Source organism: Devriesea agamarum (genome assembly GCF_900070355.1).
Classification (GTDB): Bacteria; Actinomycetota; Actinomycetes; order Actinomycetales; family Dermabacteraceae; genus Devriesea; species Devriesea agamarum.
This window is the reverse complement of the sequence record NZ_LN849456.1, coordinates 1,404,191-1,420,986: the sequence shown is the minus strand read 5'-3', so window position 1 is coordinate 1,420,986 and position 16,796 is coordinate 1,404,191. Positions and strand designations below refer to the sequence as shown.

Here is a 16,796-nt window from a genome sequence, read left to right as displayed (position 1 = left end):
AGATGAACACCGCACCCACCATGGACCAGATGCGGGCGGATCCTGCCCCGCCGGTTCCCGCTGCTGATGCATTCTGTTCCTCCTATGCCGAGATCACCCAGGTGCGGGCACAGGATCCGGGACGGATTCGGCGTTTAGCGGCGGTGCGCGCTCGCCGCAGTCTCAATCCCGACCTCGATAGTTATGCGAGCGGACTTGCCAGGGAGTCGAGAGGAGCTACCCCGTCGGACCGGAAACTGCTGATCATTGCCGCTGATCATCCTGCCCGCGGGGCGCTCGGAGTCGGTAATGATCCGTACGCGATGCACAGCCGAACCGACTTGCTCGACCGGCTTTTAGAAGCACTTGCGGTTCCCGGGGTCGATGGCGTGCTCGGGACTCCCGATGTGCTGGAAGATTTGTTGCTGTGCGGCGCTCTGGAAAACAAAGTCGTGTTCGGTTCAATGAACCGTGGCGGATTGCAAGGCGGAACGTGGGAGATTGAAGACCGTTTCACCGCCTACGACGCGGCGACATTGGATAGCTTCGGTTTTAACGGCGGGAAAATGCTCACCCGCATCAATCATGCCGATGAACGCACCTCAACCGCTCTCGACCTATGCGCACACGCGATCAGCGACCTCGCCCGGCGCCAGCTCATCGCCATGGTGGAACCATTCCTGACCGTCCGCGACGGGGACCAGCTCATTAACGATCTCAGCCCCGAAGCGGTCATCACCTCGATTCATATTGCTCAGGGACTCGGGCACACCTCCGCTTACACCTGGCTAAAACTGCCCGCGGTTCGGGATATGGAACGAGTCATGGATGCGACCACGCTCCCCACTGTCATCCTCGGAGGGAACCCGAGCGGGGACCCCGAGGCTGCCTATGCCTCCTGGCAGCGGGCGCTTGACCTCCCCACCGTTCGAGGCCTGGTGATCGGGCGAAGCTTGCTCTATCCGGGCGATGACGACGTACGGCAGGCCGTATCCATCGCCGCCGACATGATTGGATAAACCGCCTAAACCGCTGACGTCAACCCCGACGTACCTCACAGACACGCGCGACAGACGCACACGACTAACGGACACATTTAATAACGACCAGCAGATATACCCAGCTACTACCGACGGACGCGCACCGTGCGCCCTCGCAGCATGAAGGAGAGACATGACCAGCAGCTTGCACAAACCCGGTCATCACACCGAACAAGGAAATTTTGTGATTCCCGCCCAGAGCAGCGGCACCGGACCATTTGAAATCGTGGTGGATCCGCGTGCCCGTGATGATTGGCAGTACACCGGCTTGCACGTGCTGAACTTGGCTCCCGGTTCGGAGGCCACATTCGACACGGGATGCCTGGAAACCATGTTGGTTCCCCTCAACGGGTCCTGTGAGGCCAGCGTCGCCGGTCAGAACTACTCTCTGCGCGGACGTTTGAACGTGTTCGCTGGGTCCACCGATGTGCTGTATGCCGGAACCGGATGCAAAATTCGGCTTCGCAGTTCTCACGGTGGACGCTTCGCATTCGCCTCCGCGATGGTGAAGCAGGGAGCCCCTGAACATCCAGTCACACTGATTCGCGCGGAGGATATTCCGGTGGAAGTGCGCGGCGCTGGGAATATGACGCGGCAAGTGCGGAACTTCGGCACCGTCGGCGGATTCGACGACTGTGACTCGTTGATCGCCTGCGAGGTGATTACTCCCGGAGGGAACTGGTCTAGCTATCCCGCGCACAAGCACGATGAGACCACCGAGACCGAGAGCGAACTCGAAGAAATCTACTACTACGAAATCGCGCCAGCACCGTCGGGCACACCCGGTTTTGGTTTCCACCAGACCACCAGCGCACATAGTGATCGGGACTTGGAACTGCTGACCGAAGTGCGCACGGGCGACGTGGTGTTAGTGCCCCATGGCTGGCACGGTCCGTGCGCAGCCGCCCCCGGACATGACATGTACTACCTGAATGTAATGGCTGGTCCTGACGATGAACGGGCATGGAACATTACCGATCACCCCGATCAGACCTGGGTTCGTGGAACCTGGGACGAACTGGCGCCAGATCCGCGTCTGTGCCCGGAGCGCACTGAGAACACCGACCGGATGTGATACCGCACGAGCTGCGGGTGCTTGAGACGAAGGAGGCCTCAATATGAATGAGAATCTGGCTGGCCGCGATGATGTCGCTGGAATCCGGCGCGGTGATCGCGATATCCGCGCCGGTGCCAGTGCTATCCGCGGTGCCGCTGCCCAATCTGAGGTGCCAGGTGATATCCGCGGTGCGGGTGCCCGATCTGAGCTGCCAGGTGACATCCGCGTCGGAGTGATCGGCGTGGGGATGATGGGCGCAGATCACGTGGATCGCCTTCAGAGACGTATTAAGGGCGCGCGGGTGACTGCAGTGTTCGATGCCGATGCGACGCGATCACATGCGGTGTCCGCGCGTATCCCCGGATGCGAGGAGTCGCCAACGCCGATCAATCTGATCACCTCTGATGCGGTGGACGCGGTGGTGATCGCGAGCCCGGGCCGGTACCACCGGGACCAGGCCATCGCATGTATCCAGGCGGGAAAACCGGTTCTGTGCGAAAAACCGTTGGCTATGAACCCCGAGGACGCGTACCAGGTCGTGGAGGCCGAGCATAAAAGCGGCGGACGCTACCTGTCACTCGGGTTCATGCGGCGCTTCGACCCCGAATACATCGAGCTCAAAGCCGCGATGGACTCTGGGGAGTTGGGCGAGATCTCAGTGATCAACTGTAAACATCGCAATGCTTATGTTCACAGCGGCTTCCGCGACGAGATGATGGTGTACGACTCGGCGATTCACGAAATTGATACGGTCTCATTCCTGTTGGGCGAACCCATTGTGCAGGTGCAGACCGTTCTGCCCACCCCGTCTGCGAATGCTCACCCTGGACAGCACGACCCGATGATTTTCCTGTTCACAACGGCATCGGGAAAGATCGTCACCGATGAGCTTTATGTGAATACGCGATCCGGGTACGAAGTGCGCACCGAAGTCCTCGGATCGCGAGGGATCGCCACGATTGGGCTCCAGCACGGACGCATCACCACCCATACGCCGGGCGCGCAATGGGGAGGAAAACTTCCCGAAGACTTCCGCCCGCGTTTTGCTGCCGCATACGATTCCGAGTTCCAGGCATGGATTCATGCCATTGCCGACGGTAGCAATATCGCGCCTCAGGCGGCGACGGCCTGGGACGGCTATGTCGCAGCGGCCACCTGCGAAGCGGCTGAAAAGTCTTTGACAGAAGACGGTTTTGTTGCGGTCGCATTACAGGAACCCCCCGAATGATGGGCTTGCCGGTAAAAGCCCTTCTGAAGGCGTAGATTTATCCGCACGGAACCTCGTGGAAACAGGCGTGAACGGGTTTCGCACTCGATGCGCCCCACACGGCGGGAGGCCAGCATTATGTCGACTAATCCGATGGACGTCGTCGAAATTGAATTCGACATTGACCGTTCCTCATCGACCCCTCTGTATTTACAACTGGCAGGGGTAATAGAGCGGTCCGTGCTCGACGGAACCCTGCCGGCAGGAGCCCGGTTAGAAAACGAGGTCGCCCTATCCCAACGGCTGGGTCTTTCCCGACCCACCGTCCGCCAGGGGATTCAAGAAGTTGTGGACAAGGGCATGCTGGTGCGAAAGCGCGGCGTTGGAACCCAGGTGGTATCCGGTCACGTCAACCGGAAAGTGGCTTTGACCTCATTATTTGATGATCTTCAGCGCACCGGGAAGACGCCGTCCACCCAGGTCGTCGAGTATCGCATCGGGGAACCGACCGCCGAACAAGCGGACAGACTGCTCCTGGAATCTGGGGAGCATGTTCTGGAACTGACCCGGTTGCGTCTGTTAGACGGGGAACCGTTGGCGTTAATGCGCAATGTGCTTCCCGCCCGCATCGCGCCTTCCCACGCTGAACTCGTGGAAACCGGTCTGTACGCGGCGCTGCGCAGCCGAGGCGTGCGCAGCGTGGTAGCCCATGAACGCATCTGTGCGTGCGCCGCGGAGGAAGGCGATGCCCAGCTGCTCGGCGAAGAGATTGGGGCACCCCTGCTATCCATGGACCGCAAAGCGCACTCTGATTCGGGAGATGTGATCGAGTTCGGGCGGCACCTGTATCGCCCAACCCTGTATTCCTTTGAAGTTACCCTGGTCGATTGAGCGGTGCGTGGGTTCAGGCGCGGGCTTTAAGCTGACTGTATGCCACGTCATTCCGAGAGGTATCGCGAAATCGCGGAGGTTCTAGCCCGGTCTGGATGGAGCGTTGTAGCCAATGAGGTTGGGCTGCGCACTCATCTGCTGCGCTGGAGAAAGAATCGGGTACAGGACGCAGCACTGACAGTTGAGGGAACCGACCAGGGCGAACCTCACGGCGACGCCAGCACCGGCAGCGAGAACTCTCATAGCGGGCATATCGGCGATGGGCACAACCGCAGCGGGCGCGATAGCAACGGGAATGAGAATACGGGTCCCGCCCGGTTGCGACGAGCCTTCGAGGACCTTGGGCCAACCTTTGTGAAGCTCGGTCAATTGCTGTCCACCCGCGAAGATATTCTCCCAGCTGCGTATGTGCGAGAACTGTCGAAATTGCAGGACGGAACCGCATCGGTTGACGGGGATACCATCGTCAAGATCGTCGAAGAAGAACTCGGCGGAGATCTATCCACCGTGTACTCGTCATTTGAGCGTGAGCCGCTGGCCTCCGCCTCCATCGGACAGACCCATCGGGCTCGGCTGCGGGATGGACGCGATGTGGTGGTAAAAGTGCGTAAACCAGGGGTTTCGCGCATGGTGACCACCGACTTGGAGATTCTGCAAAATCTCGCCTCGGTGGCCTCCCGGGAGTGGGCGGCGGCTAATGACTACGACATCGTGGGTATCGTCGACTATTTCGCCGAGATGCTGCGGGCTGAACTCGACTACCTCACCGAAGCGCGCAACGCCGTTCAGTTCGCCAAGAATCTGGCGGGTGACCGGCTCGTTCATGTTCCACAAGTGATCTGGGAAGCAACCACGTCGCGCATCCTCACCGAAGAATATGTCTCGGGAATGAGGATTACGGATACCGAGGCGCTCGATGAGGCAGGGGTCGACCGGTCCGAGTTGGCAGACGCCGCCACCCGAACCATCGTGCGGATGGTGTTAGTCGATGGTTTCTTCCACGCCGACCCGCACCCCGGGAACCTCTTTGTGCGACCCGACGGAGGTTTGTGGCTGATCGACTTCGGCATGGTGGGACGGTTGTCGGCCCGCACCCGCGAGGACATTTTACGTTTACTGATTGCGCTGCGTCACAACGACGCCGAAGCGGCCGCCTCAGCCCTGATGAAACTTGCGCCGCCGCGGCGTCGGGTTGATCGACGTGCGCTCGTGCGCGATGTAAGTATCCTCGTGCACTTCGTCGGCGGACAGAACTTTGCCAACCTTGCAGTGATGGAGTTCTTCCAGAAACTCACCGCGCTGCTGCGCGACCACCGTTTGCAGCTGCCGCCCGAAGTGGCCGCGCTGCTGCGCATGCTGGTCCTGACCGAGTCCTCAGCGGCGGTGCTCGATCCGGACTTCCATCTGACCCAGGTGCTTGGGCAGGTGGGGATCGGAACCCTGTTCGAGCAATGGTCTCCAGCAAGCCTTGCCAAGCACCTGGCAGATTCGGGTCTGCATGCGATGCGCGTTGCGACCAACCTTCCCGAACGCGGGCTGAGCTTGCTTGAAGACTACGAAGCGAGGGGGCTTGAAGTCCGCATCTCCCCCGAAGACTTGGAACCGATCATCGAACGGCTAGAGGGAACCGCTGACCGTCTGATCGCAGGGATCACCATGGGTGCGCTTTTCGTCGGCATCGGGAGTGTTTTGGCTAGTGGTCAGGGTCGAACTGCCCGCTTCCGAGATCCGCTCATGCTCGTGGCAGGTGGAGCATCGGCTCTGCTCGGGATCTATCTATCGGCGGGCGGTGGTCCGGCCCGAGGGGTGCGGCGCGCCATCACCCGGTTGGGCCGGGGACTGCCCCGGTAACTCTGGCGCAGGGCCACCATTCTCAGTAGCCCTACGCCGGGCGCGGTAGCTATTTTTTGCCTGGTAGCTGTTCATGGTGACCATTGCCGCTGCGTGATAGCGATGGTCTGCATGTTCGCGTTGGTTGGGTGCGATTTAGCGGTGCTCACCCTGACCACCTAGAAGCACCCGAGCCGATCCTCGGCGACCTGATTAGGGTCAATCGTGAAAGATGAATAGGCGCCAAAGACAGCGCTGGTATCTGCGCCCGGGCGAATCCCAATCGCATTCCCATCAGCATCAGTGAGCACGAGGTCACTGAGAACCGACGGAACTACTGCGCCTGGAGCGCATGCTCCAGCGCCGGCCTCGCGGTTCTGAACTGGGGCACCGATGACGCCAGTGAAGGTATTGCCCGCAAAGGTATACCCGTCGTCCAGAAGTGAGAACCCTGCGGTGCCGTCGCCTTCCTTGGTGACGCGGTTATTGGTAAAGGAAATGGCGCGGGGTGCTTTCACATTTTCCTGAATAACCGTTTGAGAGACCCCGTCTCCGATATAGAAGGTGTTGTGGTCGATAGCGGCTGACTCCACGGCACCGCTACAATTTTCCACCCCTCGATAAGAGTCATTAGTTGACCAGTTGTCGTGGAAGAGTCCGTCGCGGATGGTTCCGGGACCGTTTTGGCATATGAGGAAGGCCCCACCTTCATTGTCGTGGGAATAGTTGTACCGGAATGTGGTGCCGATATTTCCCTGGTCAATGTCGTAAGCCATGCCGTCGCGGTGGGTTTCGCCGCCGGACACATCGTTGTATTGGAACACTGAATTGTCGGCGTTGTAGGCCCAAATCCCCGCGTTATACCCCGCCGAGCGCCGCTGGAATCCGGTGACGGTGTTGCGTTCGACGATCGCACCGTCGGTCGCATTGAGCACGATGCCATCGCCGCCGACATCGCGAACCACATTGTGAGCAATCCGGATCGAAGTTGACGCTAGCCAGTTGCGAGGCTTATCCGAGGTCCGGTCTTCTTCAGGACGGGAGCCATAGTCGGAGGCCACCAGCTGAATACCTTGCCGGTCAACCCGTTCTACCACATTACCGATGACGGAAATATTCTCGAACCGGGTGGGTACATCACCTGCGCGCACGACGAAACCGATGCCTTGGCTACCATCGGTCCACTTTGAATCGTCACCGAGAATGTCGTGCACAAAAAGCTTGCGGATGGTAATGCCCGAGCGAACGCCGGTATCTCTGGCCTCCACACGCACCCCGGTCCGGGTAGTGCCGGGATTATTTGCGTTGGTGACCTCAAGATTCGAGAGCTCAACGTGCTCCATATTGTCGAGCACAATTGCCGACGATCCACCGTTACCATCGATGACTGCTCGGTCTGGCACATCGCCGTAATCGGAGATCCGAATGGGTAGTCGCGCTGTGCCTGAGCCGGTGACGGTTAAGGTTCCCCGGCAGGTTGATCCACGATGAAAGAGCAGGGAATCTCCCGGGGCAAGTGAAATGGAGGATGCCTCGTCGAGATTATTCAACGGCGCTGATGCGCTCCCGTCTCCTGACTGTTCAGCTGAGCAGTCGACGTACAGGGTGCGAGGCAAGGCGGGATCCGTGAGGATCTGCTGCGCTGCTGTTGGCAGGGCTGGCAGCACCACGAGGGAACTGCCCAGTAACGCCGCGACGGCAGTGGCAACTGTGCCGCGCTGGGAGGCTCTGATCGACCGGTGCCGGGTATCTGGGACGGCGGGATATTCTCCGCTGGTGCCTGGATCGTTGCTGGGCAGCCTCAAGCCTGAGGAGTGAGCCTTAGTGGTGACAGGATGGGAATTCTTCTGATGAAATACCACAGCGTTATGCCTTCCTGTTCGGGGAGGAAATTATGGGGAAGCGGTCATATGGATAATCCTGTAGGGGGAGCGTATGCGGGCTTTGGTGAAGCGAGGAGTACCTGGAGGGGTAACCGGGGGAGACTAAACCGCCTATCTATCGGCGGGCCGCATCTATTTGAGCCCCGAGGTGGCGAATCCCTGAACAAAGTATTTCTGGAGCACGATGAAGACCAGAACCACGGGAATGCAGAACAATAGGCTTCCGGCAGCAATCATCGTTTGCAGCGGATTTTGCATTTGATCCACATAGCCATTGCTGATCGCGACAGCGAGGGTAGTGGACTCATTGCTGAGCAAAAGCTTCGGCATCAGATAATCGCCCCAGGAGAAGACGAATTGTAAAACAATCGCGGCGGCGAGGATCGGCTTGGACATCGGCAGATAGATCTGCCACCAGATGCGGAAGTATCCGCACCCGTCGATGAGCGCCGCATCTTCAACCTCGCTGGGAATGGAGCCAAAACCTTGCCGGATGAGGAAGATCAGGAACGCTGAGCCACCGATCCCCATCAGGATCCAGGGCACGTAGGTATCGGTTAAGCCGAGACGCGCGTACAGGATGTAGACCGGAATCGTGGTGATGATCGACGGAATCATCATGGTGCCGATGATGATGGCAAAGATGACTTTCTTGCCCCGGGCCCGTTGAGTAGCCAAGGCGAACGCGACCGCAGAACTGGAGAGAACCGTCAGCACCGTGGAAATCGCTGTGATGATTAACGAATTCCTGAAGTAGCCAAGGAAATCAATGTAGGTGAATGCGGAGGCGAAGTTATCCCACCGCAGGGATTCGGGCCACCATACGGTTGGGAACGCTGCCACTTCGGATTCTGATTTCAGGGAGAGGTCGATCATCCAAATGATCGGAAGCAGGAAGATCAGACAGACCAGAGCGAGGATGACGTTTGCGATGATGCGGTTGCGACGTGTGGATCTCATTTGGAATCCCCCGGTCCGGAGTTTTGATAGAAGACGAAGCGGCGGCTACAGGTGAAGATCAGGACCGTGATCGCCACGATCACGATGAACAAAAGCCACAGCATGGCCGAGGCATATCCGAAGTCCCCGTAGGCGAAGTACGTCTGATAGACGAACAACATGTAGACCCGCAGACCCTCGGGGATGCTCGTAAAGTCGTTGCTGGCCATGTTCTGGTTGCCCATGAGTAGGGCCGGAATGAACATTTGGATGGATCCGATGACGCCGGTTACGAACTGAAACAGCAGCATTGGTGAAATGAGCGGAACCGTAATGCGCCAGAATCGCCGCCAGGCGCCCGCGCCGTCGACCATGGCTGCTTCGAGAAGTTCGGTCGGCACACTTTGCAAGGACGCCAAAGAGATCACCATCGAAGCACCGGTTCCCCAGAGCATGTAGGCAAGCATCAAACCGAAGGCGTAATTCCCCTGAAGCCACGGAACCGCATCCAGGCCAATAGCGGTCAGCAAGCCGTTAATCGGGCCGGTGTCTTGGTCGAACAATAGCCTGAACGCGAGGGCGCCCGCCGTCACCGGCAACACGGCTGGTAAGTAGAGAATCGACCGGTATAGTCCGCGCAGACGCAACTGCTGATTGCACAGCACGGCAAGCGCGAGACCGAAGAGGACACTCAAAGGCACCACGACCAGCATGAGCATCAACGTGAGAATGAGGGAAGATCCTAGATCGGCGTCACCGAAAGCCCGCGCGTAGTTCGCGAAACCGACCCCTTTGGTGGTGGGGGAGATGCCGTCATAGTCGGTAAAGGACATCCACAAAGCAAACCCGAGAGGAAAGATGGTGAGCGCAACGAAGCCAAAAATCCATGGGGCGGTGAAGGCGTAAAAAGTGGCGGGGCGGTAGCGACGCCACCGTCGTCCCCCATCGGGCGAGGAACCACGCGCCGGCGTGAGGGCAGCGGGGCTTGCCTTAGACGGCCTGTTGTCGATGGAGGTCATATCAGCGCTTCCCCCGTTTAAGCTGGGCATTGCATCGTTCGGTAGCTTCGGCTGCGATTTCTTTCGCGGAATGGCCGTTCTTCACGCCTCTCTCCATCGCCTTTTTCAGGTCGAGGTTGAGTGCGTCAATTTTGGCGTAGGGCGTGAAGCTTTGCACCTTGAAATAGGGGTCATCGGCCTGCTTCGCGGCAAGAGCTCGCTTATTCAACGTGGTCGCCGTGGGCATGTACTTGTCATCCGTGATGAGTGCCGGGATGCCCCAACCACTTTCGGCGCGTTTGCGAGCGGATTCTCCGGCGAGGTGAAACTCCATGAATTTCCACGCCAAATCCTTTTGGGAGCTGGCCCGCGGAATCCAATATCCGGTGGCGGAGAGAACAGAGGCGGTCCGCTCATCCCCTAGCATCGGAGTAGTCAGGAGATACAGCTTTTCAAGGTCCTCAGGCTTACCGTCAGCGAACATCGCCTGGGTCCAGTACCCAGATTGGAACACTCCGATGCGACCCGCCTTGCACATCGCGTAAATGTCGTTTGAACTCGGTGCCAGAGGGTTCGGGGTGGCTGACGTATCCCAGAGCTGCTTGAAGAAATCAATGGCTTGAATCCCCGCCTCCTGGGTGAAGTCGAGGCTCGCAAAATCGTCACGGAAAAGTCGTTGATCCGCGGTCGACATCATTGCTTGGACGGCTTGGAGGTCCGGAGGGGGTTGGAGGTAGCAGCCATAACCGTAGGTCTCAACCCGCCCCTGCGATGTCTTCGTAGCTTTTTTGGCTACATCGAGAATCTTCTGATACGTCCACGGAGCATTGTTCGTTGGGGTCTCGCCCGCGAGCTCAGCGTTGATCCACACCTGGAGGTCATACGAGTAGTCCTTGGTGATGCCCCAGTAGGTTCCCTTGCCCTGTTCGTGTCCATCATGGCGCCACAGGTTATTGACGGGCGCCAGCATATCCATGCGCAACTTGCGGCTGGACTTTAGGAGAGGGTCCAAAGGTTCAGCCAGCTGTTTGAGCTGTAAAAATGGTGTGTCAGTGCCTCCGAGCCCTCGGCATATATCGGGAGGATCGCCAGCGGCCAGCATGGCCGTGAGCTTGTCATAGGAATACTCGAGGATGGACACCCTGCAGTTGTTTTCGGCGGCGAACTGGTTGATGTCTTCTTTGGGGATGGATGCCGCCATGGACAAAATTGTCAGGGTACGTGAACCACTGCCCGCTTCAACGTGGGAGGGTGCTGAACCTTCGCCTTTGGTTCCAGCCCCGACGGTAGCTGCGCAGCCTGTGAGCGCAGCGGCTCCAAGGGCGCTGCCCGCGCGCAAGAGGTTCCTACGGGAAACAACATGTGGGGATGAGTGGGAGCGATGGGGGCGGATCATCGGTAGATCTTTCGTCATTGAACGATGAGAACTGTTGATTGGGTTGCTAAGAGGTGGTGAACGGACTCTTAGGGGACGACGGCGTGCGGTGGTCAATGCTTCCGCTGCACGGGCATCAACGCCGCTACGTATGCGCGCGATATCCGGCGAATCGGTGGCATCTTCGGAGACCATAGCATGCGAATAAGGCACAAAGTCCCGTGGGGTACGGGATGGTGGTGGGACCGTTGCCGGGTTGTGCGTACGGCTGGCTGGGCTCGAGGATACGCCCAAGGTTGGGTTTGGCGGGCTAGCCTGTTCTGAAGTCCCGGCGAGGTTCCCGGATCGTGTGCGACTCATGCTTTTACGATGTAATCGCCGAGTCTCTCATCACACCCCACGGAGGATGATGTGCCCTCTTTGCGGCTTACTGTTTTCGGCGAAAACTGGCATGAACGCGTAGATCAGACTGTGCAAAGGATTTATCCCGACGGTATGCATGCCGCGATTGCTTCCGGGATTCAGAACGTGCTCACGGCGGACGGTCTTGACGTGGATGTTCGCATTGTGCTGCTCGACCACATTGAGAGCGAATTGGATGAAGAGACTCTCGCGAACACCGATGTGCTCACATGGTGGGGGCATAAGGCGCACGAGGACGTTCCTGATGAGGTAGCTGATCGAGTTGTGCGGCACGTCCACGGCGGGATGGGGCTGCTCGCTTTACATTCAGCCCATTACTCCAAGGTCTTCACCCGTTTAATGGGTACCACCTGCAACCTGATGTGGCGCAGCGAAGGGGAAGAGGAACGAATTTGGACGGTTAACGGATCTCATCCCATTGCCCGCGGAGTGCCCCATCCCGTCATCGTTCCGCAACAAGAAATGTATGGGGAAATGTTTGATATCCCGGAACCTGACGAGCTGGTTTTTATTTCCTCATTCGCTGGGGGAGAAGTGTTTAGGTCGGGGTGCTGTTTCCGGCGCGGCAAAGGCAAGATTTTCTACTTCAGCCCGGGCGATCAGGACTACCCTGTCTACCATCAGCCGGAGATACAGCGGATTCTCGCCAACGCCGCGCTGTGGGCAAGGCCCGAACATCGTGAGCGTGCCCCGATTCCCATCGCCCGAGCCAACCGTGACTGGTTCCGATCCGAAGGTGATCACCGTGCACTCTGATAGCAGCCGTGTAACCGCGCACTCTGATAGTAGCCATGTAGAGGACGGGCGTGGCGGGCTCGAGGGCTATAACGGGCGTGATGATCATAAACGCGTCCATCGCCCGCCGAAGCTGCGAGCCGTCATCATCGGCGCGGGCATTATGGGGCATTGGTGGGCTCGCTGCGTGGTCGCCAGCGAGGTTGCCGAACTTGTCGGCATCGCTGATCTTTCGCTAGATGTTGCTGCAGAAGCACTCGCCCAGTCCGGACACTTGGACCCGGCATCGGTGCAGCTGGGTACCGACGGGGTAGCGCTCGCCCAGAGCCTTAGCGCCGACATCATCATCAACCCGACGGTCCCCGCAGCTCACCACCCCATTACCGTGCAGGCTCTGGCTGCAGGAATCCCGGTGCTCGGCGAAAAACCTGTCACCGACACGCTGCCGCAGGCCATTGCTTTAATGGCTCATGCTGAGGCTACGGGAACGTTGTTCATGGTGTCGCAGTCTCGGCGTTATTTTCGTCAGGTTCGACAGATCCGTGATTTCGTCAGCGAGCACGGCCCTGCCTGGTTGACCAATGCCTACTTCACCCTGTTTACAGAACAAGATGGGTTTCGTGCGATCCAGGAACATCCGCTGCTTCGCGATATGGGAATCCATGCGTTCGATGCCGTGCGATACATGACAGGAACTGAACCGGTTGCGGTGACCGCACATGGGGCGAACCCGCCATGGAGCACCTACGCCGGGGATGCCACCGTCAGCTGCACGTTCGAGATGGACGGCGGAGGTCTTTTTGTCTACAGCGGCAGCTGGAATGTGCGCGGTCTTGCCACCTGGTGGAACAGCGAATGGCGGGTCGGGTGCCAAAGAGGCAGCGCTACCTGGGATGGTCAGAGCGTACTTCGCCTCGGCACCGATGACGATGATGAAAATCAGCGATTGGCGTCCCTCCTCGCTGAGGATACCGTCTCGGAGCTGGAGCAGATCGACGCCTCACTGGTGGAGTTTTGCCAGGCTGTTCGCACGGGGTACACCCCGATGAACGAGATTCACGACAACCTTTTGAGTTTCGCCATGGTTGAGGCAGCGGTAGCGTCTGTGGACCGAGGCGGGCGGGTGGTCATTGATGAGCTGCTTGAGGAAGCTCGAACTGCCGCGATAGCAGCAGAGATGAATCCTCGGACGCGCGAGATTATGACCTCGTGGAGCAGCGTTCGCGACGCAATTAAGGCGTGGCCGCGCTGCCGAAGGTAGGGCGATGCTGGTGCGTGCGTTATAGCTCCTTTCGACGTCCAGATGGGGTCCGTAGAAGTTGTAACGCCGACTAGTGATCGTGTATTGAAATCCCACGGGAGTGGAGGGGCGCGTTATGACCGCTTATGAAGTCGTCGCCTTTAAGGACGGCGCATGGTGGACTTTTAAAGTTCCCTCCGTGTACGGTCCTGCCCTCCGCCCAGGGGAAAAGGTCATCGCAATGGGCCAGGCGCGTTATGCAAAAGATGTCCCCGCAGAGGCACACGACGTGATTTCCCTGTGGACTGGTACAGAAGATTTCACTGTTCATGTCACCTACAGTCTTCCGGATGACGTTGAGTCCGTTCTCACTAGAGCGGGTGGGCGTGAACAGATCGGACGGGAGGCTCTTGCCGAGGCGGCCACCTTGCGCCGCGATGCCATCCATACCCTTGTCCGTTTTGATATGTCGCAGGCAGATATTGCGACGATTTTGGGTGTGTCCCGTCAGCGCATTCAGCAGCTCGCTTCGCAGTGAAGGCTAATTGTCGCTCAGCTACCTGTCTGAATTACCGTTCGTCGGTAGATCTCTGTATACGTTAGTGGTCAGAATGCCGACCAATATAAAAGGTTGAACTCCCAGTGCGGAGATAGCGGCTACCGAAGCTGGGCCCGACAGGACAAAACTTTTGTTCCGAGACAGGTGATGAATGCGAGTAGGGTAAAAAGGCTTACGTATACGAGTGTCAAAATGCATGCGAATAGAAACTTGCGCTGATCTTTGCGTTGCTTGTATTCATTTGCGATTTCGGCAGAGAGACCGGATGATGCTGGACTTTTGATTTTAGGTTTCGTTAACGCATCTGTCTTGACAGTCTCGAACGGTATCTGGGGTGATTCGTTCATTCTGGATTCTTAGCTAGTCGTTCAAGGCATTTATTAACGGCATCTATGGAGACGTTAAAATAGTTCGCCATTTCTTCGACCGTGACGCCCTTGCTCTTTAGGTGGTTAATCGCGAAGGAGGGCATGAGCAGGGCTCCTGCGAACTCATCTGCGAAAAACTCGTGTAAATCGTACTCGCGACCGCGCGTGAGCTCCTCGAAGGAATAGTCATCGTCACCTGCGATATTCTTTCGCTCCACGATGTGACCGAGCTCGTGCGCTCACGTGAAACGGTTACGCCGATCAACGTGGCGCGAGTTCAAGACGATCCGCGCGGGTTTCCCTTTGTCTTTTGAAACCAGGCCGGACAAGCTGTTCCCGAGGTCTGCGCGATATAACTCGGCATTCAGCTCATCGGTTATAGGCCGTAAATCAACCGGGACTTTCCGTCCCAGCACACTTCCAGTAGCCTTCGTGCTTCCTTGCGGGCCCTCTGATATGCGAGCTCGACCATGGTGACCCCCGATGTTACATCTAATGCTTCGTGTTGGAGATGTGTATTTATTGTAGGGCTAGGCGCATATCGGATGAGCTAATGTGGATAAACCATCAGGTACGCTACTGGGCATTTTGGGTGGCGAACAATGCTGCGAAGCGTCCCCCGCCCTCTTTGAGCTGCTGGAAGGATCCGGACTCGACAATGCGGCCCCCGTCGACAACATATATGCGGTCGCAGTGCCGCAGAGTCCAGGCCCGGTGTGAGACGACGATTGTGATGTGATCAGCGGCAACGCGATGGAGCTCGGCGAAGATTTCCTCCTCCGCCTCGGCATCAATGGCGCTGGTCGGCTCATCGAGAATCCATACGGCCGCGTCGCGCAACATGAGTCTGGCCAAGGCGAGACGCTGCCACTGTCCACCGGATAGACCCGAGCCTCCCCACTGCTCTCCGAGTTGCGCATCCAAGCCGCCGTCGAGGGCGCGGACGTAGTCAGCCGCACGCGCGGCCTCAAGGGCTTCCCACAGCTTCTGATCGCCAGGGCTGCCGCTTTGTGCGCCAAGCAGCAGGTTTTCGCGCACCGTCAACTCATACCGACCGAACTCCTGGGATAGCAGTCCAAAGCAGGGGCGGCGCTCCTGAAATCCCTGATCGGTGACATCGATGCCATCGAAGAGCACTGAGCCGCCATTGACGGGAGCCATACCCATCAGACCTTTCACGAGCGTCGACTTTCCCGCGCCGTTGGGGCCGACGAGGGCAATCATCTCGCCCTGCCGCGCGATAATCGATGCATTAGACAGGGACTCCTCTTGCCGTGAGGGGTATCGAACCGACAGGTCGCGTGTCTCAATGATCCTGGGGTGATCCACGAGCGGCCTTGAAGATAAAGCTTTGGTAGGTCGATCAACAAAGGCGCGATAACGCTCGACCGCGTTCGCCCCGGACATCAGGCTGCCGACGACAAAACCAACGTTACCGGTAGCTAGGATTCCGGATAAAATGCCCACGGCTCCGCCTGCCAACGCGCCGGGGGATAGGTCCTGTGATACGAGAAATAACAGGGCTCCGATGAGGCAAAAGGCTGACACAATACCTGCTAGCCCGTCGCCGATGACCGAGACCCTTTCAAGCGCAAGTTCGTGACCGCGAGCGGCATAGCGATGCACTGCCGCCCCCTGCGCCATCGTGTTGGATGCGCCGAGCGTTGCGAGTTCGGTGGCGGTCGTTTGATAGGTGATCTGGTCCTGTTTGTAATCGCCGCGACGACGCTCCTCAGAGATCGACGGCCAGATCTTCGCATCTTTCTTCGCGTACCACATCGAGGACACTGTCAGCGGCACCAAGCACCCCAGCACGAACAGAGCGGCACCGATGCTGCTGCGGCCAATGGCTAAACACAGTGACCCTGCGACAACCACCGCGAAGACCAAGGATAGGAGTGAGGTTGCCTGAAGCTGCACCTTGCCTTCGACGACTGCCTCGCGCGCGCCACGCGCTTTCGCTTGAAGATGCTGGTCCGCGATGTCTATTGGTTCCAGCCCGCTCAGCACACGATCAACCTGCACCGACATGTCTGCGGTCAACACCACCTGGGTCATGCGTTGAACCGCGTACATGACCTGCTGTAACGCTAAATATCCGGCGACTACTACACCCGTGACGACGGCCCATAATGTTGCGCCTGCTGAGTCTCCAGCGCCTACCGCGTCGGTCAGTTTTCCTACGAGGATTACCTGGGCACTGGGCACTAATGCGGTCACTAAAGTCACGATGACTGTGATGGTCATCAGCCAAGGCGCTGATCTGAACGCG

13 protein-coding genes and 1 pseudogene are annotated in these 16,796 nt (G+C 58.4%); 8 read left to right on the top strand and 6 right to left on the bottom strand.

The window, feature by feature from the left end; translation table 11 throughout:
- Positions 1–29 precede the first annotated feature (29 nt).
- From BN1724_RS06230 to BN1724_RS06210, 5 genes are all read left to right on the top strand, one after another.
- Positions 30–998 carry a Cgl0159 family (beta/alpha)8-fold protein gene (locus BN1724_RS06230; RefSeq protein WP_157085918.1) on the top strand — a complete coding sequence of 323 codons (969 nt, stop codon included), beginning with the start codon at positions 30–32 and terminating at the stop codon, positions 996–998.
- 154 nt (positions 999–1,152) lie between these two features.
- Complete coding sequence (gene iolB / locus BN1724_RS06225) at positions 1,153–2,094, top strand: 5-deoxy-glucuronate isomerase (RefSeq protein WP_058234661.1); 942 nt, start codon at positions 1,153–1,155, stop codon at positions 2,092–2,094.
- 43 nt (positions 2,095–2,137) lie between these two features.
- Entirely contained in the window at positions 2,138–3,304 is a 1,167-nt protein-coding gene (locus tag BN1724_RS06220) for a Gfo/Idh/MocA family protein (RefSeq protein WP_084252818.1), read from the top strand.
- A 117-nt stretch (positions 3,305–3,421) separates the two neighbouring features.
- Positions 3,422–4,174 (top strand): GntR family transcriptional regulator, encoded by a 753-nt coding sequence (locus tag BN1724_RS06215; RefSeq protein WP_084252817.1) that lies wholly within the window; start codon positions 3,422–3,424, stop codon positions 4,172–4,174.
- 39 nt (positions 4,175–4,213) lie between these two features.
- Complete coding sequence (locus tag BN1724_RS06210) at positions 4,214–6,025, top strand: ABC1 kinase family protein (RefSeq protein WP_058234660.1); 1,812 nt, start codon at positions 4,214–4,216, stop codon at positions 6,023–6,025.
- A 158-nt stretch (positions 6,026–6,183) separates the two neighbouring features.
- On the opposite strand, the gene BN1724_RS06205 is transcribed toward BN1724_RS06210, so the two are convergent.
- The 4 genes from BN1724_RS06205 to BN1724_RS06190 form a co-directional block, all read right to left on the bottom strand.
- Positions 6,184–7,809 (bottom strand): right-handed parallel beta-helix repeat-containing protein, encoded by a 1,626-nt coding sequence (locus BN1724_RS06205; protein WP_157085789.1) that lies wholly within the window; start codon positions 7,807–7,809, stop codon positions 6,184–6,186.
- A gap of 210 nt (positions 7,810–8,019) precedes the next feature.
- A complete protein-coding gene (locus BN1724_RS06200; protein ID WP_058234658.1) occupies positions 8,020–8,847 on the bottom strand; it encodes a carbohydrate ABC transporter permease in 828 nt (275 codons plus the stop codon).
- Positions 8,844–9,845 carry a carbohydrate ABC transporter permease gene (locus BN1724_RS06195; protein ID WP_058234657.1) on the bottom strand — a complete coding sequence of 334 codons (1,002 nt, stop codon included), beginning with the start codon at positions 9,843–9,845 and terminating at the stop codon, positions 8,844–8,846. The genes BN1724_RS06200 and BN1724_RS06195 overlap by 4 nt, the downstream gene beginning before the upstream one ends.
- 1 nt (position 9,846) lies before the next feature.
- On the bottom strand, positions 9,847–11,163 hold the full coding sequence (locus BN1724_RS06190; protein ID WP_058234656.1) for an extracellular solute-binding protein: 1,317 nt from the start codon (positions 11,161–11,163) through the stop codon (positions 9,847–9,849).
- A gap of 456 nt (positions 11,164–11,619) precedes the next feature.
- Between BN1724_RS06190 and BN1724_RS06185 the strand changes: the two genes are divergently transcribed.
- The 3 genes from BN1724_RS06185 to BN1724_RS06175 all read left to right on the top strand — a co-directional run bounded on the left by BN1724_RS06185 (position 11,620) and on the right by BN1724_RS06175 (position 14,135).
- Entirely contained in the window at positions 11,620–12,378 is a 759-nt protein-coding gene (locus tag BN1724_RS06185) for a ThuA domain-containing protein (protein ID WP_058235816.1), read from the top strand.
- On the top strand, positions 12,368–13,618 hold the full coding sequence (locus BN1724_RS06180) for a Gfo/Idh/MocA family protein (protein WP_231928173.1): 1,251 nt from the start codon (positions 12,368–12,370) through the stop codon (positions 13,616–13,618). Before BN1724_RS06185 ends, BN1724_RS06180 begins: the two co-directional genes overlap by 11 nt.
- A gap of 115 nt (positions 13,619–13,733) precedes the next feature.
- Positions 13,734–14,135: a hypothetical protein gene (locus BN1724_RS06175; protein WP_058234655.1), complete on the top strand. Its 402-nt coding sequence runs from the start codon at positions 13,734–13,736 to the stop codon at positions 14,133–14,135.
- A gap of 364 nt (positions 14,136–14,499) precedes the next feature.
- Here the strand turns inward: BN1724_RS06175 and BN1724_RS06165 are convergent.
- Both BN1724_RS06165 and BN1724_RS06160 read right to left on the bottom strand, forming a co-directional pair.
- Positions 14,500–14,751: pseudogene (locus tag BN1724_RS06165) on the bottom strand (ImmA/IrrE family metallo-endopeptidase); the annotation flags it as partial.
- Positions 14,752–15,100: 349 nt separating this feature from the next.
- Entirely contained in the window at positions 15,101–16,771 is a 1,671-nt protein-coding gene (locus tag BN1724_RS06160) for an ATP-binding cassette domain-containing protein (protein WP_058234652.1), read from the bottom strand.
- Positions 16,772–16,796 lie beyond the last annotated feature (25 nt).

Bases quoted from the DNA above. Each gene is read 5' to 3' on its own strand.
- BN1724_RS06230 (WP_157085918.1), top strand. From the start codon at position 30: ATGCGGGCGGATCCTGCCCCGCCGGTTCCCGCTGCTGATGCATTCTGT.
- iolB (WP_058234661.1), top strand. From the start codon at position 1,153: ATGACCAGCAGCTTGCACAAACCCGGTCATCACACCGAACAAGGAAAT.
- BN1724_RS06220 (WP_084252818.1), top strand. From the start codon at position 2,138: ATGAATGAGAATCTGGCTGGCCGCGATGATGTCGCTGGAATCCGGCGC.
- BN1724_RS06215 (WP_084252817.1), top strand. From the start codon at position 3,422: ATGTCGACTAATCCGATGGACGTCGTCGAAATTGAATTCGACATTGAC.
- BN1724_RS06210 (WP_058234660.1), top strand. From the start codon at position 4,214: ATGCCACGTCATTCCGAGAGGTATCGCGAAATCGCGGAGGTTCTAGCC.
- BN1724_RS06200 (WP_058234658.1), bottom strand. From the start codon at position 8,847: ATGAGATCCACACGTCGCAACCGCATCATCGCAAACGTCATCCTCGCT.
- BN1724_RS06195 (WP_058234657.1), bottom strand. From the start codon at position 9,845: ATGACCTCCATCGACAACAGGCCGTCTAAGGCAAGCCCCGCTGCCCTC.
- BN1724_RS06175 (WP_058234655.1), top strand. From the start codon at position 13,734: ATGACCGCTTATGAAGTCGTCGCCTTTAAGGACGGCGCATGGTGGACT.
- BN1724_RS06160 (WP_058234652.1), bottom strand. From the start codon at position 16,771: ATGACCATCACAGTCATCGTGACTTTAGTGACCGCATTAGTGCCCAGT.